Here is a 19,584-nt window from a genome sequence, read left to right as displayed (position 1 = left end):
CTCTCACGGAGAGGGGTTACGGCCTGCGGGCCATGTGGTCAGCGGGGCATCTTCACGACGACGGTGTTGGCCACCTTGTCGTGCAGGCACTGCTGGAGCGGCTTGTCCCAGAACTGCCACAGGACGTTCACCAGGGTGAAGAGGGAGCCGATGAGGTTGAGGAACGTCTGGAAGCCGAGCAGCTGCGGCCCGTAGAGCACACCGATCCGCCTGAGGGCGCTCTGCGAGTCCAGGCCGCCCTGAAGCCCCGCGCCCACGGTGGTGATGCGGATCTTCATGATCTTCTTGCCGAGGGTCTGCCCGTCACGGGTGATCTGGAAGTACTCGTAGGCCGAGTAGATCAGGAATCCCACGACGGCCGAGATCAGCAGTCCGAGGAACGAGGTGACCGGCACCTCGACGGTGGTGCCGAGCAGGGCGACCTCCTCGGTGGTGGTGAACGGCCTGGTGACGATCGGGGTGATGATCACCATGACGACGACGCCCAGGATGATGGAGTCGATCAGGCGGGCGACGAGACGCTCCCACCAGAGGGCCAGGATGGGCGGAGCGGGGGGGACGGATCCGTGGGGAGCCTGTCCGTACGCGCCATAGTTGGGGGGTTCAGCGGTCATTGTTGACGATCTCCACGTGCCCGGAGGGCTGTAGGTGTCCAGGGGGTGCTCCGGTCGGCACGGTGCCCGCTCGATCTCCTCGTGATCACCGCTCCCGTGGGACAGCGGCTGGACAAGCCGGATCGGGGCGTCACCTTGTCGGGTTCCGGAGAGGAACATACCGCCGTGATCGGCGAATCGCTCCAGTATGCACGTGGCCGACCCCGGAGGGTATCTTTTTCCCTTTACACCTGAATCGACTTGTACCCGAATCGGCCGGCCCGCCCCCCGCGGGACCGGCCACGGCCGTCTCCGGCCCGCCGGTCAGCTCCGGGGCGCGGACCGGTAGGCGCGGATCGCGGTCCCCGCCGGTCTGACCCTCGCCTCCGGGCACACGGTCGTGCCGGGGCCCGCGACCGCGGTGGCGTCACCCGACAGCACCGGATCCGCTGTGCCGCGGCCCTTCGAGCCGCCCCCGCTGCCCACCCCGTCGCCACCCTCGACTTCGGAGACCTGGGCGACGGACGGGCCTTCGGGCGCCTCAGGGTGGGATACCTGCCCGACGGCCTGCGGTGGTCCCACTGGTCGATCGACAGGGGTGAGGAGTACACGACCGCGTGGAACCGCGACGGGGTCGACGACGGCTCCTACTACGTCCAGATCTTCGTCTATGAGGGCCGGGACCGCCCGCCACCGGCTCAGCGGCCGCCGCCGTCCCGCGCCCACCCGCCACCGGCTCAGCGGCCGCCGCCGCCGTCCCGGGCCCACCCGCGACGGGTGCGGTGGACGCGCTCCTCGCGGCCCGCCCGCCCTCCCGGATACCGCCGGTAGTCCTGGTGGCGACCGCGGCCCCAGGCGGGCGGCCAGCCGGCGCGCCGCCCGGCGACGCGGTCCTCGGCCTCCTTGTCCTTCTCCATGCCGGGGGTGAAGCCACCGCCGAAACGCCCCATGTCCGGGTGGTGGAAGGAGGACGGCTCGACGTCCTCCAGGGCGGCCGACATGGACGACACCCAGATCGGGCCGGGCAGGGAGGCGCCCTGCACCGCGCCGTAGTATTCGCCGCCGATCGTCACGTCGCGCAGCGGATGGCGGTAGGAGCCGCGGATGTCGCCCACGCTGACCGCCGCGGCCAGGTCGGGGGTGTATCCGGCGAACCACGCCGAGGTGTAGCCGTTGTTGGTGCCGGTCTTGCCCGCCGCGTCGCGGCCGATGCCCTGGCCCGTCATCGTCCCCTTGGTGAACACCCCGGACAGGACGTGGTTGACCGCGTCGGCCACCTCGCGCTCGACGGCCTGCTCGCAGCTCGGCGGCACCTGGACCCGCCGGCCGTCGCGCTCGACGATGTCGGTGATGGCCATCGGGCGGCAGTAGCGGCCCCGCGCGCCCAGCGCGGCGAACGCCCCGGCCACCGTCACCGGGTCCATCTCGTTGACCCCCAGGGTGAAGGTGGGGACCTCGCGCAGCGGCCTGCCGTCGGCCCGGACGATGCCGAGCGCCCTGGCGGTCCTGACCACCGGGCACAGGCCCACGCGCCGCTCCAGCATCATGTAGAAGATGTTCACCGACTTCCAGGTGCCGGTGGAGATGCTCTGCGGGCCGCCCTTGCCCTCGCCGCTGGCGTTGAAGATCTCGGCGTTGGGGTCGTTGACCCGGCTGCCCCGGCAGTCGACGTAGCCCGAGGCGGGCACGTAGCGGCCCGGCGTCATGAAGCCCTCGTCGAACCGCCAGCCCCTGCCCAGCGCGGTGGTCAGGGTGAACACCTTGAACGTGGAGCCGGCCTGGAACCCCTGTCCGCCGCCGTGGGCCACGTCGGCGGGCAGGTTGAAGGTGGTCCTGGGGCCGCTGTCGGTGTTGCCGGAGTTGCGGCCGTACTTCTTGCTGGCGGCCATCGCCCGGATCCGGCCGGTCCCCGGCTCGATCATGGCCTCGGCCGCGACCTCGGTGTCGGCCGGGGCGACCCGCGAGGAGATGGCCCGCTGCGCCGCCCGCTGCGCGACCGGGTCCACGGTGGTGCGCAGCACGATGCCGCCCCTGGCCAGGCGGCGCTCCCGCTCGGCGCGGGTGTTGCCGAACACCGGGTTGGTCAGCAGCTCCTTGTGGACGTAGAGGCAGAAATAGGGGTAGGCGCTCTCGGCGCAGCCGCCGGGCTCCGGCTTCAGCCGGATGTTCAGGGGAGCCCGCTTGGTGGCGTCGGCCTGGGCCTGGGTGATGTTCCCCACCTGGGCCATCCGGTCCAGCACGGTGTCCCTGCGCTCCTGCAGGCGGGCGCGGCGTTGCGGGCCCAGTGACGGGTCCGTCGCGTACGGCGTGCGCACCGCGCCGGCCAGCGTCGCCGCCTGCTGCAGGGACAGCCGCGAGGCCGGGACCGAGAAGAACCGCTGGGCCGCCGCCTCGATCCCGAAGGCTCCGGCGCCGAAGTAGGCGATGTTGAGGTAGCGCTCCAGGATCTCGGCCTTGCTGTACTTCTTCTCCAGCGCCAGGGCGTACCGCAGCTCGGTGATCTTGCGCCGGAGGCTCGGCGCCCGGGCCTGGGCGCGCTCGGCGCTGGTCTGGGCGTTCTCGACCAGGATGTTCTTGACGAGCTGCTGGGTGAGGGAGGACCCGCCCTGCCGTACCCCGCCCGCCTGGGTGTTGGTCACCAGGGCCCGGATCGTCCCCTTGACGTCGAGCCCCGCGTGCTCGTAGAACCGGGAGTCCTCGATCGCCACGATCGCCTGGCGCATGATCGGGGCGACCTTGCCGAGCGGCACGACCGTCCGGTTCTCCGTGTAGAACTGGGCGAACTGCCTGCCGTTGCGGTCCAGCAGCACCGTGCGCTGGGGGAGGGGATCCTCCCGCGGGCTGGGGGGCAGGTCGATCACCGTGCGCGCGACGTTGTGGGCGGTGATCCCGGCGGTGCCGGCCAGCGGCAGGGCCGCGGCCGCGGCCAGCAGCCCGCCGAGCACGCCGCAGGCCAGCAGCCCGCGCAGGCACGCGGCGGGGCCGCGCCTCACCTCATGTAGTCGCGATGTCACAGATAGTAAGGTGCGACCGGACGATCAGGAACAAACGTCCGGGCGGGATTTTTTTACTTTCGGGAGCCTGTCCGCTACCGGCCCTCCGGCCCGACGATCTCCCTGCTGATCTTCAGGCCCAGCGAGGCGAACTGCTCGAAGGGGCGGTGGTAGCCCCGCTCGATGTGGTGTACCCCGCGCAGCGTGGAGGTGCCCTCCGCGGCCGCGGCCGCGAGCACGGCGGAGAAGCCGGCGCGGATGTCGGGCAGCGTCACGTCGGCGCCGCGCAGCTTCGACACTCCCCGCACGACCGCCGAGTGCTTGGCGTTGGTGTCGTGGTAGCGGCAGGCCGGGCCGCCGAGGCACACGTCGAAGACCTCGATCTCGCACCCCATCCGCTGCAGGGCGGGCACGTAGACCAGCCGGTTCTCGAAGACCGTCTCGTGCAGCACCGACATGCCCTGGGCCTGCGTGAACAGCACCATCAGCGGGGTCTGCCAGTCGGTCATGAAGCCCGGGTGGGTGTCGGTCTGCACCGCCGCCGCCCGCAGGCCGTCCGGTGCCGACGCCGACACGTAGTCGTCGGTGATGTCCATCTCGGCGCCCATCCGGGCCAGGGTGGTGATCGCGGTGACCAGCCGGTCCTGCGGGCAGCCGTGCACCCGCACCTCGCCGCCGGTGATCAGGCCCGCCGCCAGGTAGGAGAACGCCTCGATCCGGTCGCCGTTGAGCCAGGTGGAGGCGCCGCGCAGCCGCTCCACGCCCTCGATCACGATGCGCCGGTCGGGGCTGAGCTCGATGCGCGCGCCCATGCGCTGCAGGAACAGGGCGAGCTCCACCACCTCGGGCTCCATGGCCGCGCCCTTGAGCACGGTCTTGCCCTCGGCCAGCACCGCCGACATCAGGATCGTCTCGGTCGCGCCCACGCTCGGGTAGGGCAGCTCCAGCCGGGTCCCGCGCAGCCGCTTGGCCTTGGCGTAGACGCCGGTGTCGCTCACCTCGACCTCGGCCCCCATGGCGCGCAGGGCCTCGACGTGGAAGTCGACGGGCCGGCGCCCGATCGGGTCGCCGCCCACCAGCGGCACGAACGCCTCGCCCGCCAGGTGCAGCAGCGGGCCCAGCATCAGGATGGGGATCCGGTTGAGACCGGTGAACGCCGCCGGCACGTGCGGGTTGATCTGCGGTCCCTGGGCGATGCTGATCTCGCGGGGCGTGATCTCCACGTTGATGCCGAGCGCCCGCAGCATCTGCGCGGTGATCCCGACCTCGCCCACGTCGGGGGCGTTGTGGATCGTGCTCTCGCCGGTGCCCAGCATCGCGGCGACCATGTGCTTGGAGACGCCGTTCTTGGAGCCGCGGACCTCGACGTCGCCGCGTAGCGGCCCGGAGGGTTCGATCAGCCATACCTCTTCGTTCACCCGGACAGACTAACGGGATTCGGTCGAAGTCTCGGGGAGCTCGGGCCGGGGGATCGGTAACATCGGGCACATCAGTACAGAGGGTGAGGGGAAACACATTGCGGCATGCGCGCGACTTCACCGTCACAGTGCTTGTGCTCGGCCTCCTGGGAGTGGTCGCAGGTGTCCTGTGGTCGCTCCTCGCGCCGCGCCCGCCGTACGTCATGACCAAGCAGGGCCCGCTGCTGGCCGACCCCTCCACCCAGGCGCTCATCGCGGCCGACGGCTGGTTCGCCGTCGTCACCGGCGTGCTCGGGCTGGCCTGCGGCGCCGTCGGCTACACCCTGTCGCGCCGGGGGCGCCCGCTCGCGGTGGTGCTGGGCCTGGCCGCCGGCGGCCTGCTCGGCGCCTATCTCACGCTGGAGGTCGGCCGGGCGGTCAACCTCGGCACGCAGAGCGTCACCGCCGCAGGCACGGCCGTGACCCTGATCCCCGGCCCGCTGGGCCTGACCGCGCAGGGGGTGATGTGCGCCTGGCCGCTGCTCGCCGTCGGCCTGTTCTTCGCCCTGGAGGGCGTCGCCGGCTACCGCGACTCGCCGCTGCGCCGCCCGTTCGGCGGGCAGGACCCCTACGGGCCGCTGTCGACCTACGACATCAGCGGCAGGTAGGTCTGCGGGTGCCGTGCCCGGTGGCCCGCTCGAAGGCGTGGGCCAGCCGTAGCACGTCCATGTCGCCGAAGGGGCGCCCGACGATCTGCACGCCCACCGGCAGCCCGCCGGAGGTGAAGCCGCACGGCACCGACGCCGCGGGGGCGTGCAGCACGCTGATCCAGTAGGCCGAGCGCATCCAGGCCAGGTAGTCGGGCAGCGCCTGCCCGTTGATCTCCGAGACGTACGGCGCGTCCACCGGGAACGGCGGCACCTGGCTGACCGGCGCGATCAGGAAGTCGTAGGTGCCGAAGAACCCGGCCATCCGCTGGTAGAGGCCGCTGCGCAGCCGCTCGGCCCTGGCCAGGTCCGCCCCGGTCACCGCGCGTCCCCGCTCGACGTTCCAGCGTACGTTCGCTCCCAGGCGGTCCTGGGGGAGGTCGCCGTAGGACAGCGCGTAGTACCACGCCCGGTAGATCCGGAAGGCGTCCTCGGCGTCCGACAGGTCCAGTTCGACCCGCTCCACCCGCGCGCCCAGCCCCGCGAGCACCGCGGGGGCGTCGGCGGTGACCTTCGCCGTCTCCGCGTCCACCGGCAGCCCGCCCAGGTCGGGGCTCCACGCGATGCGCAGCCCGGTCAGGTCCAGCTCCAGCGGCGCGGTGAAGACCGCCCCGCCCTCGGCGATCGACAGGGGGGAGGCGGCGTCGAACCCGGCCACCACGCTCATCAGCAGCGCCAGGTCCTCCACGGTGCGGGCCATCGGGCCCGGCACGCCGAGGGTGAACCACGCCGCCGTCGCGGACGGCGAGGGCACCCGTCCCGGGGTCGGCCGCAGCCCGACCACGTTGCAGAAGGAGGCCGGGTTGCGCAGCGACCCGCCCATGTCCGAGCCGTCGGCCAGGGCGGTCATCCCGGACGCCAGCGCCGCCGCGGCCCCGCCGCTGCTGCCGCCGGCCGACTTCGACAGGTCGTAGGGGTTGCGGGTGGCGCCGAACAGCTCGTTGACGGTGTGCGAGCCGGTGCCGAACTCCGGGGTGTTGGTCTTGCCGATCGTGATCGCCCCGGCCTCGCGCATCCGCCGCACGAGCGGGGAGTCGGCGCCGGGGACGTGGTCGGCGAAGAGCGGCGAGCCGTAGGTGGTGCGGATCCCGGCGGTGTCGGCCAGGTCCTTGTGTGCGACCGGCAGGCCGTGCAGGGGCCCCCGCCACCGTCCCCTGGCCAGGTCGCGGTCCGCCTCCTCGGCCTCCCGCCGGGCGCGCTCGGCCACCAGGGTGACGATCGCGTTGACCCGCGGGTTGACCTCCTCGATCCGGCGCAGGTGCGCCTCCAGCAGCTCGACCGCGCTGACCTGCCTGGTGCGCAGGAGCTCGAGCATCTCGGTAGCGGTCAGGTAAAACATCTGCTCCCCCGATCGAGGTACGGCCTGCGCCGAGTCTCGCCGAAGGCCGCCGCCGGCCGCGTCGGCAACCTTCGACAACAGGATGGCCGGGGAGATCAGCCGACCTTGCCGATGGGGGCGGTGATCGCCTGTGTCAGCCTGATCAGCTCCGCCGGGGCGGTCTCGATCTGCAGCCCGCGCCGCCCGGCCGAGAAGTAGATCGTCGGGTGGTCCAGCGCGGAGGCGTCGATCACGGTCGGCAGCCGCCTGCGCTGGCCCAGCGGGCTGATCCCGCCCACCACGTAGCCGGTGACCCGCTCCACCTTCGCCGCGTCGGCCATCGCCGCCCGCTTGCTGCTGAGCGCCGCCGCGAACGCCTTCAGGTCGAGCTTGCCCGCCACCGGCACCACCGCGACGGCCAGCCCGCCCTCCACCTCGGCCACGAGGGTCTTGAAGATCTGCCCGTACGGCACGCCGAGCGCGTCGGCGGCCTCCTCGCCGTAGGCCTGGGAGCCGGCGTCGTGTGTGTAGGGGTGGAGAGTGAAATCCACTTTCGCCTGGGTAAGCGCCACCGTCGCCGGTGTCCCCTGACCGCCCTTGTTCTTGCTCTTGCTCACAGGGAAAGCTTAGTGGCCGGTTAAAATCTACTTTGTAAAGGGCATGTCCGGATGGTGGACGGAACGTGACCGGGTGCCGGACCTCCGTAGACTGGACGGGTGATTTCCCGTACCGACCTGCGCGGAGCCCTCCCCGAGGACCTGCGCCACGTGCTGCCCCGTGCCGAACTCGACGTCGAAGCCGCCCTGGAGAAAGTGCGGCCGATCTGCGAGGACGTGCATCATCGCGGGGTCGAGGCGGTGCGGGAGCTGACCGCCAGGTTCGACGGCGTCGAGCTGGAGTCCACCCGCGTCCCCGCCGAGGCCGTCGCCGGCGCGCTGGAGGAGCTCGACCCCAGGATCCGGGCGGCGCTGGAGGAGTCGATCCGCCGCGCCCGCCTCGTCCACCGCGACCAGCGGCGCACCGACGTCACCACCCAGGTCGTGCCCGGCGGCACCGTCACCGAGCGCTGGGTCCCCGTCGACCGCGTGGGCCTCTACGTCCCCGGCGGCCGCGCGGTCTACCCCTCCAGCGTGGTCATGAACGTCGTGCCCGCCCAGGAGGCGGGGGTGGCCTCGCTGGCCGTCACCTCACCCGCGCAGAAGGAGTTCGGCGGGCTGCCGCACCCCACCATCCTGGCCGCGTGCGCGCTGCTCGGCGTGGAGGAGGTCTACGCCGTCGGCGGCGCCCAGGCCGTGGCCATGTTCGCCTACGGCACCGAGGAGTGCGCGCCGGTCACCATGGTCACCGGCCCCGGCAACATCTGGGTCGCCGCCGCCAAGCGGCTGCTCAAGGGCCGCATCGGCATCGACTCCGAGGCCGGGCCCACCGAGATCGCGATCCTCGCCGACTCCACGGCCGACCCCGTGCACGTCGCCGCCGACCTGATCAGCCAGGCCGAGCACGACACGATCGCCGCGGCCGTCCTCGTCACCGACTCCGTCGAGCTGGCCGAGGCCGTCGAGCGGGAGCTGCCCCGCCAGGTCGCCGCCACCAAGCACAGCGAGCGCATCGCCGAGGCCCTGTCCGGCCGCCAGTCCGGCATCATCCTCGTCGACGACATGGAGGCCGGCCTGCGCGTCGTCGACGTCTACGCCGCCGAGCACCTGGAGATCCACACCGCCGACGCGCCCGCGCTGGCGGCCCGGGTCCGCAACGCCGGAGCCATCTTCGTCGGCACCTACGCGCCGGTCTCACTCGGCGACTACCTCGCCGGGTCCAACCACGTGCTGCCCACCGGCGGCTGCGCCTGCCACTCCTCCGGGCTGTCGGTGCAGACCTTCCTGCGCGGCATCCACGTCGTCGACTACAGCCGAGAGGCCCTCGCCGGCGCCGCCGCCCACGTGTGCGTCCTGGCCGACGCCGAGGACCTGCCGGCGCACGGTGCGGCGATCCGCGCGAGGTTCGACTGGGAGGTGCCCTCATGAGGACCTGCCGGCCCGTGTCCACCGGGCGCGCGGCGACCCGTGACCGTTCCGACCGGGAGAGATCTCGATGAGGCTTGAGGACCTGCCGATCCGCGACGACCTCCGGGGACGGTCGCCCTACGGCGCGCCCCAGATCGACGTCCCGATCCGGCTCAACACCAACGAGAACCCCTACGGGCCCTCGGCGTCCCTGGTCGCCGACCTCGCCGAGGCCGTACGGCACGGCGCGGCCGGCCTCAACCGCTACCCCGACCGCGACGCCCTGGCCCTCCGCCGGGACCTGGCCTCCTACCTGGGCCACGGCCTGACCGTCGAGCAGGTCTGGGCCGCCAACGGCTCCAACGAGGTGCTCCAGCAGATCCTGCAGGCCTTCGGCGGCCCCGGTCGCAGCGCGCTCGGCTTCGAGCCCTCCTACTCCATGCACCCGATCATCACCACCGGCGCCTCGACCGAGTGGATCTCCGGGGCGCGCGAGGAGGACTTCGGGCTTGACCTCGGCAAGGCCATCGCCGCGATCGAGGAGCACCGGCCCGACATCGTGTTCCTGACCTCGCCCAACAACCCCACCGGCACCGCGCTCGACCCGGCCGTGATCGCCCGGATCGTCGAGGCCGCGCCCGGCATGGTGGTCGTGGACGAGGCATACTTCGAGTTCGCCCGCACCGGCACCCCGTCCGCGCTGACCCTGCTGCCGGACAACCCCCGGCTCATCGTCACGCGGACCATGTCCAAGGCGTTCGCCATGGCGGGCACCCGGCTCGGCTATCTCGCCGCCCACCCGTCGGTGATCGAGGCGCTGCTCCTGGTCCGCCTGCCGTACCACCTGTCGACGCTCACCCAGGCGGCGGCGCGCGTCGCGCTCGCCCACCGGGCCGAGCTGCTCGGCACCGTCGACGCGCTGCGGGCCGAGCGGGACGCCACGGTGGAGTGGCTGCGCGGCAAGGGGCTGCAGGTCGCCGACTCCGACGCCAACTTCGTGCTGTTCGGCCGCTTCGCCGACCGGCACGCGGTCTGGCAGGCCGTCCTCGACCGAGGGGTGCTGATCCGCGAGGTGGGGCCGCCGGAGTGGCTGAGAGTTTCGATCGGAACGACCGAGGAGATGGCGGCCTTCCGCGCCGCCCTGGAGGGAATCCTGTGAGCAGTCTCGCCGGAGACGGGTCCGCCAAGCGCTTGGGCCGCGTCGAGCGCGTCACCAAGGAGACCTCGGTGCTGGTGGAGGTCGACCTCGACGGCACCGGGCAGGTCGAGGTGTCCACGGGCGTCGGGTTCTACGACCACATGCTGAACCAGCTCGGCAAGCACGGCCTGTTCGACCTGACCGTCAAGACCGAGGGCGACCTCCACATCGACTCCCACCACACGATCGAGGACACCTCGCTCGCGCTGGGGGCGGCGTTCCGCGAGGCCCTGGGTGACAAGTCGGGTATCCGCCGGTTCGGCAGCGCGTCCTGCCCGCTCGACGAGGCCCTCGCCCAGGTCACGGTCGACCTGTCCGGCCGGCCCTATCTGGTGCACACCGAGCCCGGGGGCATGGCTCCGATGATCGGCGCCGAATACGACACGACGATGACCAGGCACATCCTGGAGTCGTTCGTCGCCCAGGCCGCCATCTGCCTGCACGTCCACGTCCCCTACGGCCGCAACGCCCACCACATCGTCGAGGCCCAGTTCAAGGCCCTGGCCCGGGCGCTGCGCGAGGCCTCCGAGCTCGACCCCCGCGCCACCGGCGTGCCGAGCACCAAGGGCGTGCTGTGAGCGGGCGCGGCGGCCCGTCCGTCCGCCCGGCCCGGAGACAGATGTGAGCGACAACTGGACCGCCGTCGCCATGGCCTTCGTGGCGCTCTTCCTGGTCGGCGGCATCATCTCCTTCTTCAAACAGGGGCTGAAGGTCGGCGCGCTGCTGCTGGCCGTCCTGGCGGCCCTGGCGACTACCGCGGCGGTGCTCTGGTGGTGAACGTAACCGTTCTTGACTACGGATCCGGCAACCTCCGCTCGGCGGAGCGCGCCCTGGCCAGGGTCGGGGCCGAGGTCACGGTGACCTCCGACTACACGGAGGCGATGGAGGCCGACGGCCTCGTCGTCCCTGGCGTCGGCGCGTTCGCCGCCTGCATGGCCGGGCTGCGCGCGGTGCGCGGGGAGCGCATCATCGACCGGCGCCTGGCGGCCGGCCGGCCGGTCCTGGGCATCTGCGTCGGCATGCAGATCCTGTTCGGCACGGGCGTCGAGCACGGCGTCACGACCGAGGGGTGCGGCGAGTGGCCCGGCACGGTCGAGCGTCTCGACGCGCCGGTCCTGCCCCACATGGGCTGGAACACGGTCAGCGCGCCCGAGGGCAGCGTGCTGTTCGACGGGATCGACCCCGGCACGCGCTTCTACTTCGTCCACTCCTACGGCGTGCGGAAATGGGAGCTGGAGGCCGGGCCGGGCTTCAGCGACCCCCTGGTCACCTGGTCCGAGCACGGCGTCCCGTTCGTCGCGGCGGTGGAGAACGGCCCGCTCATGGCGACCCAGTTCCACCCGGAGAAGTCGGGTGACGCCGGAGCGCGGCTGCTCGCCAACTGGCTCGGCACTCTCAGGTGAGCCCTCAGGTGAGCCGCCGGTGAGCAAGGAACGTGCCAGGCGCAGGGCCGAGCGTGAGGCCGAGCGGGCGCGTCAGGCGGCCCTGCGCGCCGAGCGCGAGGCCCGGCTGGCCCGGCGGCGCGAGCGGGTCGGGCGGGTCACCGCGCTGCTGCCCCGCAGGCCGGTCCGGATCGCCGTCCAGGGCGGCATCGCCGCCCGCCGCCGCCGTGCGCAGAACGGCCTGGTGGCCGTCCTGTTCTTCATCGTCCAGGTGATCGCCTGGCTGCTGTGGTCCTCGTGGGCCGCGCGGTTCGGCGTGTTCGTTCTCTCGGTGCTCTTCGTGCCGCTTTTCGTCACCCTCGTCTTCGACCGGAGGTCTTGATCAGATGTCGCTAGAGTTGCTGCCCGCCGTGGACGTCGCCGACGGCCAGGCGGTCCGCCTGGTCCAGGGGGCGGCCGGCACCGAGACCTCCTACGGCGACCCCCTGTCCGCGGCGCTCGCCTGGCAGGAGGCCGGCGCCGAGTGGATCCATCTGGTCGACCTCGACGCCGCCTTCGGCCGCGGCTCCAACCGTGAGCTGCTGGCCTCCGTCGTGGAGGCCCTCGACGTCAAGGTGGAGATGTCCGGCGGTATCCGCGACGACGCCTCCCTGGAGGCCGCGCTGGCCACCGGCTGCCGCCGGGTGAACATCGGCACCGCCGCCCTGGAGAACCCCGCCTGGTGCTCCAAGATCATCGCTGAGTATGGCGACCGGGTCGCGATCGGCCTCGACGTCCGCGGCACCACCCTCGCCGCCCGCGGCTGGACGAAGGAGGGCGGCGACCTGTGGGAGGTGCTGGAGCGCCTGGAGGCCGACGGCTGCTCCCGTTACGTCGTCACCGACGTCACCAAGGACGGCACGCTGCGCGGCCCCAACCTCGACCTGCTCCGTGAGGTCTGCGCCCGCACCGACCGGCCGGTGGTCGCCAGCGGCGGTGTGTCCTCCCTCGACGACCTGCGCGCCCTGGCGGAGCTGGTCCCGATCGGGGTCGAGGGCGCGATCGTCGGCAAGGCCCTCTACGCGCAGGCCTTCACCCTCGAAGAGGCCCTGGCCGCGGTGAGCTCGTAGGTTGCGGCCGGTGAGAGGAGACGCGGTGAGCCACCGCTCGGGCACCCGGGTGTTCAGCGGTGGCGTCTGGGAGGAGCGCTACGGCTACGCCCGCGCCGTGGTGGCGGGGCCATGGGTGATCGTCTCGGGGTGCACCGCCACTGTCGGAGGCGAGGTCCAGCACGTCGGCGACGCCTACCGGCAGTCGCTGACCGCCTTCGGCGTCGCGCTGGACGCCATCGAGAAGGCCGGCCTGTCCCGCCACGACGTGGTCCGGGTCCGTTACTTCGTGGTCGACGACGAGCATTACGACGAGGTGGGCCGCGCGCACGCCGAGCTGTTCGGCGAGGTCCGCCCCACCTGCACCGGGGTCCGGGTGGCGGGCCTGATCGACCCGCGCATGCTTGTCGAGGCCGAGCTCGAGGCCTACCGTGAATGAGGAGCTGTAGAAGATGAGTGTCGCGGTAAGAGTGATCCCCTGCCTGGACGTGGACGCCGGGCGGGTCGTCAAGGGTGTCAACTTCGAGAACCTCCGTGACGCCGGCGACCCGGTCGAGCTGGCCCGCCGCTACGACGCGGAGGGGGCCGACGAGCTGACGTTCCTCGACATCACGGCCTCCAGCTCCGACCGGTCGACGACCTACGACATGGTCCGCCGGACGGCCGAGCAGGTGTTCATCCCGCTGACCGTGGGCGGGGGAGTGCGCTCGGTCGAGGACGTCAACCTGCTGCTGCGCGCGGGGGCGGACAAGGTGGGCCTGAACACCGCCGCGATCGCCCGGCCGGAGCTGCTGACCGAGGCGTCGCAGCGCTACGGCGCGCAGTGCATCGTGCTGTCGGTGGACGCCCGCCGGGTGGTCGACGGCCCGCCGACCCCCTCCGGCTACGAGGTGACCACCCACGGCGGCCGCCGCGGCACCGGCATCGACGCGGTCGAGTGGGCCCGCCGTGGCGAGGAGCTGGGCGCGGGGGAGATCCTGCTCAACTCCATGGACGGTGACGGCACCCGGCACGGCTACGACCTGGAGATGATCCGCGCCGTCCGGGCCGTGGTGTCGGTCCCGGTGATCGCCAGCGGCGGCGCCGGGGCGCTGGAGGACTTCCCCCCGGCCGTCGAGGCGGGGGCGGACGCGGTCCTGGCCGCGTCGGTGTTCCACTTCGGCCAGCTCAAGATCGGCGAGGTCAAGGACACGCTGCGCGCGGCGGGTCACCCCGTCCGCTGACGGGCGCGGCGTCCGGGGCCGGGCGTCGGAGCCGCCGTGGCGGACAGTCTGCACACCGTTGAGGATCCCGTGGGCCTGGCGTTGCGCGCGCCCGGGAATACGGATAGGGCATCTGCCATGGCTGACATCGACGACACGGTGAAGGGATGGCGATCATGTTCGCTGCGATCCGTTCCAGGGGCACGCCCCGCCCGGTGGCGGGGATCGCCGCCGCCGCGCTGACGCTGGCGCTCTGCGGTGGCACGGCCGCCGCGGTGGCGCCGCAGGCCCGGGCGGCCGACACCTCTGTGAAGGTGACCGCGTCGGAGTTCTCGCTGAAGCTCTCGACCGAGGACTTCAGGCCGGGGACCTACACGTTCGAACTGGAGAACGTGGGGGCCGCTCCGCACGGCCTGTCGATCAGGGGGCCCGGGGTCGACGCGACCTCCGACGTCATCCCGGCCGGGAGGACGACGGAGCTCAAGGTCGGGCTGCGCAAGGGTGACTACCAGCTGTGGTGCCCGGTGGGCGACCACCGCGCGCGGGGGATGATGACGACGATCAGAGTGAAGTAGCGGACCCGCGGGGCGGCCTCACTTGAGCTCGCGGGTGTGGACGACCCGGTCCACGGGCCGCGCGGACCGGCTCGGCGCCCACATTCCCCGTGCCGCCCATTACCAAGATCATTAAATTCTCCTCCGTGGAGCGGCGCTCACCAGGGGAGCGGGCGACCGTCGCGGAAGAAACCGCCGGTGGGGCCGCCGTCGGGCAGGGTGGCGGCCCACACGACGCTCGCGGCGCCCTCGGGGACGGGGCGGCCGCCGGGCCCGCCCATGTCGGTGGCGACCCATCCCGGGCAGACGGCGTTGACCAGGATCCGGTCGGAGCGCAGTTCGGCGGCGAGCATCCGGGTCAGGGCGTTGAGGGTGACCTTGGACGAGGTGTAGGCGGGGGTGCCGCCGCCCATGTTGGTCAGCGACGCGGCCTCGCTGGAGACGTTGACGATCCGGGGATGGGCGCTCTCGCGCAGCAGCGGCAGCAGCGCCTGGGTCAGCCGCCACGGGCCGTACAGGTTGGTCTCGGCCGCCTGCCGTACGACGTCCAGGTCCGCGGTCGAGGCGCGCTGCCAGGTGTCGTAGGTGATGGCGGCGTTGTTGACCAGCACGTCCAGCCGTCCGAACCGTTCGGCGACCTCTCCGGCCACCCGTACGGCGTCGTCCTCGGAGGTGACGTCGAGCCGCACGGGATGCACCTCCGGTCCGAGCTCCGCGGCCGCGGCGGTGGCCGCCTCCGCCGATCGGGCGGTGAGCAGCACGGTGTGGCCGAGGGCGGCGAGCTGCCGGCAGACCTCCCGCCCGATGCCCCGGTTCGCACCGGTCACCAGCACGATCACGATGTGCCCGCGGCCAGGGCCATCAGGTCCTTGTTGCCGTCGGCCCAGGTGGCGGTCATCACCACACCGCTGATCCGCCAGTCACCGTCGGCGCGGACCAGGTCGAAGCGGTAGGTGCCGCCCAGCGTCCACAAGGGTGACCCGAAAGGGTTCGCCAGGCGGTGGGTGGCCTGGAAGGACGCGGTGCAGACCGCGGTGTCGCCGTCCACGGCCACCAGATGGTTGGTGATCAGATGCTGGGTGGCGTCGAAGCCGCCCAGCACCACCGACCAGGCGCCGACGATCTGCTCGGGGGTGAGCGTCGCGGGCTCGCCGCCGTTGAGACTGGTGTAGTCCAGCGTCACCGTGTCAGAGAAGATCGTCTTCAGCCGGTCCCACTCGCGTTGGTCGGCGTGCCATCCCATCCGGGTACAGACCTCGATGATCGCCAGGCGGTCCTCGACGCGGCTCATGATTCACTCCTCGGATAATCGGTCACCGGTGCTCCCACCGGGCATGAGGATCATGCTGCCCCGATATCTGGCGTGTCCAATATCCGCTGTGATAACCGTCCGTTATGGGCATCCACCTGCGTGACCCGCGATACTTCTCGGTCCTCGCGGAGGAGCTCAACTTGAAGTACTGGCTGTCTCGTAACTGTTCATGACTCTTTCAGCGCCTGGAGATCGAGCATCTGGCAGGCGGCTTGCCGCTGTCCGGCACACAGGCGGGGGAGGCTCCGCGTCAGGCCGGGGTGAGGACGCAGAACTCGTTGCCCTCCGGGTCGGCCAGAACCGTCCACGGGACGTCGCCCTGGCCCACGTCGGCGGGCGTCGCGCCGAGGGCCTTCAGCCGGGCCACCTCCGCCGCGTGATCGTCACCGGGGTACGGCCGGAGGTCGAGATGGATGCGGTTCTTCACGGTCTTCACGGTCTTCGCGTCGGGCGTGCGGAGGAACTCGAGATACGGACCGACGCCCTTGGCGGAGCGCAGCAGCGCATGATCGTCGGTGACCTCGTGCAGGGTCCAGTCCAGCGCCTCGTCCCAGAACCGGGCCATGGCCCGCGGGTCCGCGCAGTCGACCACCACCGTGGCGATCGGCCCGGTGCCCCGGTGGATCTCCCGAGGCTCCAGCACGCAGAACTCGTTGCCCTCCGGGTCGGCGAGGACCGTCCACGGGACGTCGCCCTGGCCCACGTCGGCGGGCGTCGCGCCGAGATCCTGGAGGCGCGCGACCAGGTCCGCCTGATGGGCCGCGGAGGTGGTGGCGAGGTCGACGTGCACCCGGTTCTTCACCGTTTTGGGTTCCGGGACGCGAAGGACGTCGATACAGACGGCGACGGGGTCGGGATAGGTGAAGCCCACGGGTTCGAGGTTGGTCACGCCGGGTCCCTCGCTGGAGACACCCCAGCCGAGCGCCTCCGCCCAGAACCGGCCGACCACGGAGTCATCCTGAGCATTCATCGCAATCTGAACAAGCCGCAACGTCATGCCGCCGATCTTATGCCCACGTGGACGGACCGCGAGGAACCGCACGACCGGCACGCCACCCCTGCGGTGTCCTCCATCAGAGCAGTCCAGGGGTATGTCCGGTGGATTTTCCGCGGTTACTGCGGAGCAGTGGCACGGTGCAGGTGGCGGTCATGAAATGTGAAGAACCAAGATCACGTGTGTCCGTCCGTGGTTTCCGGGGCATCGTGTGCGGCTATGAGCGCCTCGGACACCTGCCGGAGCCCAGGAAGGCCGGCCACCACCGTCCTGGCCTTCTGCCGCATCGCCGCCGGCGTGCCGACGCCCAGATCATCAAGCAATTCTTGCAGGGCGGCGGTGCCGTAGGGGTCGAATGTCAGACACCGCGCGAAGGTGACCACTATCCACCAGGTCGCCTCCCGGTGCAGGCCCCGCTCGATGAGGTCGCGGGTGCCGTCGATGGAGATCTGCCGGGCCTCGGGGGTGAGATCGGTCCCGTACGGCCGTGCCGGGTCGTACGGCACGCGGTCGTAGACGTCGCTCAGCCGCCGCAGGTGCGCGGCGACCTGGGACCTGGAGAAGTGGGCGCACCCGAGCCAGTCGAGCAGTTCCTCGTGGAAGTCGGCTCCGCCGCACCTCATGAGGACCTCTCGGGCCGCCACGTAGCGGCGGCGGACAGTTGGGTTGGCGCGGGCGGCCGTGAGGATCACCAGCGTGGGCAGGCTCGCCGGGAACGCCCAGGAGAGGACCCGCTCGGCGAGCGGTCGGCTGACATCGAGCCGGTCCAGGCTGGCGATGCGGTCTTCCAGCGCCGCGCATCGGGTGCGGACCCAATGCGGGCGGGCGAACTCCCTTGCCACGGCGGTCTGCAGTGCGGCCAGCGATCCGTCCGGGTCGGCCAGGAGGACGCCTCTGCTCAACCCGGGTGCCAGAGCCGGCGAGGCCAGTACGGTCTCCGCGGGCTGCAACGGCGCGTAGCCGACCTCGAGCAGCACGCCCTCATGCCGGAACTTGCCCAGCTTGGGCGGGACCTCGCCGTCCACCATGATGACCAGATCTACGTCGGAGGAGGTCGGAAGCTCCGCCTCGGCCGGGAGCCAGGCGGCCGAGCCGCTGACGTAGGCGCCGGCGAAACCGGGGACCTGGTGGCCCGCCACCCAGCGCGCCGCCACCGCCCGCGCTTTCCCGACCTTCATGGTGTGACCCTAGAGGAGGTCACCGGCCGCTACAACCGATCAGGACCCCATCCGCCCAGGTGGCTCCCAGCTCGCCGCCCCGGCGCCGGCCGGGGTCCTAGAAGACGCGGAAGTGGTGGAACAGCTCGTAGGAGACGTCCTCGGCGGCGAAGGCCCGGGCCTCGGAGCGTTTGACGGCCAGGTAGGCGGAGGAGCGGAGGGGGCCGAGGGCGTCCATGAGGACGTCGTCGGCCTCCAGGGCGCCCAGGGCCTCGTCCAGGGTCGCGGGCAGGCGGCGCACGCCCAGGGCGGCCAGCCGGCTCTCGGTGAGGGTGGCGGGATCGACGTTGACGGCCTCGCCGGGGTCGAGCCCGCGGCGGATGCCGTCCAGGCCCGCGTGGATGACGGCGCCGAGCGACAGGTAGGGGTTCGCCGAGGAGTCGGAGGGCTTGATCTCCAGGTTGGCCGACGCCTCGGCGTCCTCTCCCACCGGGGAGCAGATCCGCACCGCCGCCTCCCGGTTGTCCATGCCGTAGCAGGCGTAGGCGCTCGACCACATCCTCGGCGCCAGCCGCCGGAAGCTGTTCACCGACCCGCAGGTCAGCGCGGTGAGCGCCGGGAGATGGGCGATCAGGCCGCCGATGAAGCAGTAGGCCGTGGCCGACAGGCCGTAGCGGTCGGAGGCGTCGCCGAAGGCGTTGACCCGCAGCGCGGGGTCCCACAGGGACAGATGGAGGTGGGCGCCGTTGCCGGCCTGGTCGGCCAGCGGCTTGGGGGCGAGGGAGGCCCACAGCGACATGCGGGAGGCGACGCCGCGGACGGTCTCACGGTAGATCATCTGGTTGTCGGCGGCCCGCATGGCGGAGGCGTGACGGATGGACAGCTCCTGCTGGCCGTGGCCGAGCTCGGGGTGGTAGTGCTCGACCCGCAGCCCCTGCGTCTCCAGGGCGTGGACCAGGCGCATCGTGTAGTCGTGGGCCTGGTCGAAGCCGGTGGTGGCGTAGCAGAGGCTGTCGTCGACCGGGACCAGCCGGTCCCGCCCCCCGTCGGGGCCGGGCACCCGGCGGCCGAGGGTGAACTCGGGCTCGTAGGCGGCGACGGCGACATGGCCCTCGTCGGCCAGGGCGGCGATCGCCTCGCGCAGGAAGGTGCGGGGACAGGCGGCCCAGGGGGAGCCGTCGATCTGGCGCAGGTCCGACAGCATGGCCGCGGCGCCGGGGGCGTAGGGGAGGGTGACGAAGGTGGCCGGGTCGGGGACGAGACGCACCTCACCGACCGGGCCGAGATGCTCGACCTCCTGGAGTTGGTCGAGCATGTTCATCGCCATCATCGCCACGGTGTGCCCGATGCCGGAGACGAGCCGTTCGGCCAGCCGGGAGCGCGAGGTGGCCTTGCCCCGGATCACCCCGCCGTGGTCGGCGTAGAGGAAACGGACCAGCTCCACGTGCTCCGTCTCGGCGTGTTCGACGACGCGAAGACCCGCCGGGTCGAGCCGATGAACCCCGGTGACGTTGTGACGATCTCCCATGCTCTCTGCGTAACACGTCCTCGGGGACAGTGGAAGCACATCGCGCGGGGCTCGGCGTCACGGGGATGCGGTGGTCCCGCGCTCCCGCGTGGATCGGACGGGAGCGCCGGGTGAGAGAACGGCAAAAGGTCATGGGCGGGGGCCGGCCCCGCCGGCGG

Annotated in this window: 21 protein-coding genes; 11 read left to right on the top strand and 10 right to left on the bottom strand. The window is 71.9% G+C overall.

The window, feature by feature from the left end:
- Positions 1–38 precede the first annotated feature (38 nt).
- The 3 genes from ACZ6R6_RS06840 to murA form a co-directional block, all read right to left on the bottom strand.
- Entirely contained in the window at positions 39–614 is a 576-nt protein-coding gene (locus ACZ6R6_RS06840) for an RDD family protein (RefSeq protein WP_470090804.1), read from the bottom strand.
- Between the two features lie 716 nt (positions 615–1,330).
- A complete protein-coding gene (locus ACZ6R6_RS06835) occupies positions 1,331–3,607 on the bottom strand; it encodes a transglycosylase domain-containing protein (protein ID WP_470090802.1) in 2,277 nt (758 codons plus the stop codon).
- Positions 3,608–3,681: 74 nt separating this feature from the next.
- Positions 3,682–5,004, bottom strand: a complete 1,323-nt coding sequence (murA, locus tag ACZ6R6_RS06830) for a UDP-N-acetylglucosamine 1-carboxyvinyltransferase (RefSeq protein ID WP_470090800.1) — start codon at positions 5,002–5,004, stop codon at positions 3,682–3,684.
- A gap of 98 nt (positions 5,005–5,102) precedes the next feature.
- Between murA and ACZ6R6_RS06825 the strand changes: the two genes are divergently transcribed.
- Positions 5,103–5,651 carry a hypothetical protein gene (locus ACZ6R6_RS06825; RefSeq protein ID WP_470090798.1) on the top strand — a complete coding sequence of 183 codons (549 nt, stop codon included), beginning with the start codon at positions 5,103–5,105 and terminating at the stop codon, positions 5,649–5,651.
- Here ACZ6R6_RS06825 and ACZ6R6_RS06820 read toward each other — a convergent pair.
- Together ACZ6R6_RS06820 and ybaK are read right to left on the bottom strand one after the other, a co-directional pair.
- The gene (locus ACZ6R6_RS06820; protein ID WP_470090796.1) at positions 5,638–7,029 is read right to left on the bottom strand and encodes an amidase; all 1,392 of its coding nucleotides are present in this window, start codon (positions 7,027–7,029) and stop codon (positions 5,638–5,640) included. The genes ACZ6R6_RS06825 and ACZ6R6_RS06820 overlap by 14 nt on opposite strands.
- A gap of 95 nt (positions 7,030–7,124) precedes the next feature.
- Positions 7,125–7,625 carry a Cys-tRNA(Pro) deacylase gene (ybaK, locus tag ACZ6R6_RS06815; protein WP_470090795.1) on the bottom strand — a complete coding sequence of 167 codons (501 nt, stop codon included), beginning with the start codon at positions 7,623–7,625 and terminating at the stop codon, positions 7,125–7,127.
- Positions 7,626–7,724: 99 nt separating this feature from the next.
- Between ybaK and hisD the strand changes: the two genes are divergently transcribed.
- From hisD to ACZ6R6_RS06765, 10 genes are all read left to right on the top strand, one after another.
- Positions 7,725–9,032 (top strand): histidinol dehydrogenase, encoded by a 1,308-nt coding sequence (gene hisD / locus ACZ6R6_RS06810; RefSeq protein WP_306857809.1) that lies wholly within the window; start codon positions 7,725–7,727, stop codon positions 9,030–9,032.
- A gap of 61 nt (positions 9,033–9,093) precedes the next feature.
- Entirely contained in the window at positions 9,094–10,170 is a 1,077-nt protein-coding gene (locus ACZ6R6_RS06805) for a histidinol-phosphate transaminase (protein WP_470090889.1), read from the top strand.
- On the top strand, positions 10,167–10,787 hold the full coding sequence (hisB, locus tag ACZ6R6_RS06800) for an imidazoleglycerol-phosphate dehydratase HisB (RefSeq protein ID WP_470090794.1): 621 nt from the start codon (positions 10,167–10,169) through the stop codon (positions 10,785–10,787). Before ACZ6R6_RS06805 ends, hisB begins: the two co-directional genes overlap by 4 nt.
- A gap of 43 nt (positions 10,788–10,830) precedes the next feature.
- Positions 10,831–10,986, top strand: a complete 156-nt coding sequence (locus ACZ6R6_RS06795; RefSeq protein ID WP_306857811.1) for a hypothetical protein — start codon at positions 10,831–10,833, stop codon at positions 10,984–10,986.
- Positions 10,983–11,612, top strand: a complete 630-nt coding sequence (gene hisH / locus ACZ6R6_RS06790) for an imidazole glycerol phosphate synthase subunit HisH (protein ID WP_470090888.1) — start codon at positions 10,983–10,985, stop codon at positions 11,610–11,612. The genes ACZ6R6_RS06795 and hisH overlap by 4 nt, the downstream gene beginning before the upstream one ends.
- A gap of 19 nt (positions 11,613–11,631) precedes the next feature.
- On the top strand, positions 11,632–11,973 hold the full coding sequence (locus tag ACZ6R6_RS06785) for a hypothetical protein (protein ID WP_306857814.1): 342 nt from the start codon (positions 11,632–11,634) through the stop codon (positions 11,971–11,973).
- Positions 11,974–11,977: 4 nt separating this feature from the next.
- The gene (gene priA, locus ACZ6R6_RS06780; RefSeq protein WP_306857815.1) at positions 11,978–12,700 is read left to right on the top strand and encodes a bifunctional 1-(5-phosphoribosyl)-5-((5-phosphoribosylamino)methylideneamino)imidazole-4-carboxamide isomerase/phosphoribosylanthranilate isomerase PriA; all 723 of its coding nucleotides are present in this window, start codon (positions 11,978–11,980) and stop codon (positions 12,698–12,700) included.
- A gap of 25 nt (positions 12,701–12,725) precedes the next feature.
- A complete protein-coding gene (locus ACZ6R6_RS06775; RefSeq protein WP_470090792.1) occupies positions 12,726–13,118 on the top strand; it encodes a RidA family protein in 393 nt (130 codons plus the stop codon).
- Between the two features lie 13 nt (positions 13,119–13,131).
- On the top strand, positions 13,132–13,902 hold the full coding sequence (gene hisF / locus ACZ6R6_RS06770; RefSeq protein WP_470090790.1) for an imidazole glycerol phosphate synthase subunit HisF: 771 nt from the start codon (positions 13,132–13,134) through the stop codon (positions 13,900–13,902).
- A 155-nt stretch (positions 13,903–14,057) separates the two neighbouring features.
- Positions 14,058–14,456: a cupredoxin domain-containing protein gene (locus ACZ6R6_RS06765; protein ID WP_470090788.1), complete on the top strand. Its 399-nt coding sequence runs from the start codon at positions 14,058–14,060 to the stop codon at positions 14,454–14,456.
- Between the two features lie 137 nt (positions 14,457–14,593).
- On the opposite strand, the gene ACZ6R6_RS06760 is transcribed toward ACZ6R6_RS06765, so the two are convergent.
- From ACZ6R6_RS06760 to ACZ6R6_RS06740, 5 genes are all read right to left on the bottom strand, one after another.
- Positions 14,594–15,262: an SDR family NAD(P)-dependent oxidoreductase gene (locus tag ACZ6R6_RS06760; protein ID WP_470090786.1), complete on the bottom strand. Its 669-nt coding sequence runs from the start codon at positions 15,260–15,262 to the stop codon at positions 14,594–14,596.
- Positions 15,263–15,270: 8 nt separating this feature from the next.
- Positions 15,271–15,726, bottom strand: coding sequence for a nuclear transport factor 2 family protein (locus tag ACZ6R6_RS06755; protein ID WP_470090785.1), 456 nt, complete (start codon positions 15,724–15,726; stop codon positions 15,271–15,273).
- Between the two features lie 271 nt (positions 15,727–15,997).
- Entirely contained in the window at positions 15,998–16,717 is a 720-nt protein-coding gene (locus ACZ6R6_RS06750) for a VOC family protein (RefSeq protein ID WP_470090784.1), read from the bottom strand.
- 200 nt (positions 16,718–16,917) lie between these two features.
- Positions 16,918–17,919 carry a hypothetical protein gene (locus tag ACZ6R6_RS06745; RefSeq protein WP_470090782.1) on the bottom strand — a complete coding sequence of 334 codons (1,002 nt, stop codon included), beginning with the start codon at positions 17,917–17,919 and terminating at the stop codon, positions 16,918–16,920.
- Positions 17,920–18,016: 97 nt separating this feature from the next.
- Complete coding sequence (locus ACZ6R6_RS06740) at positions 18,017–19,426, bottom strand: glutamine synthetase family protein (RefSeq protein ID WP_470090781.1); 1,410 nt, start codon at positions 19,424–19,426, stop codon at positions 18,017–18,019.
- Positions 19,427–19,584 lie beyond the last annotated feature (158 nt).

The sequence above is a fragment of the Streptosporangium sp. NPDC048886 genome, from assembly GCF_055586905.1.
The sequence above is the reverse complement of the archived record's forward strand: the minus strand, read 5'-3'. Positions and strand labels throughout refer to the sequence as shown.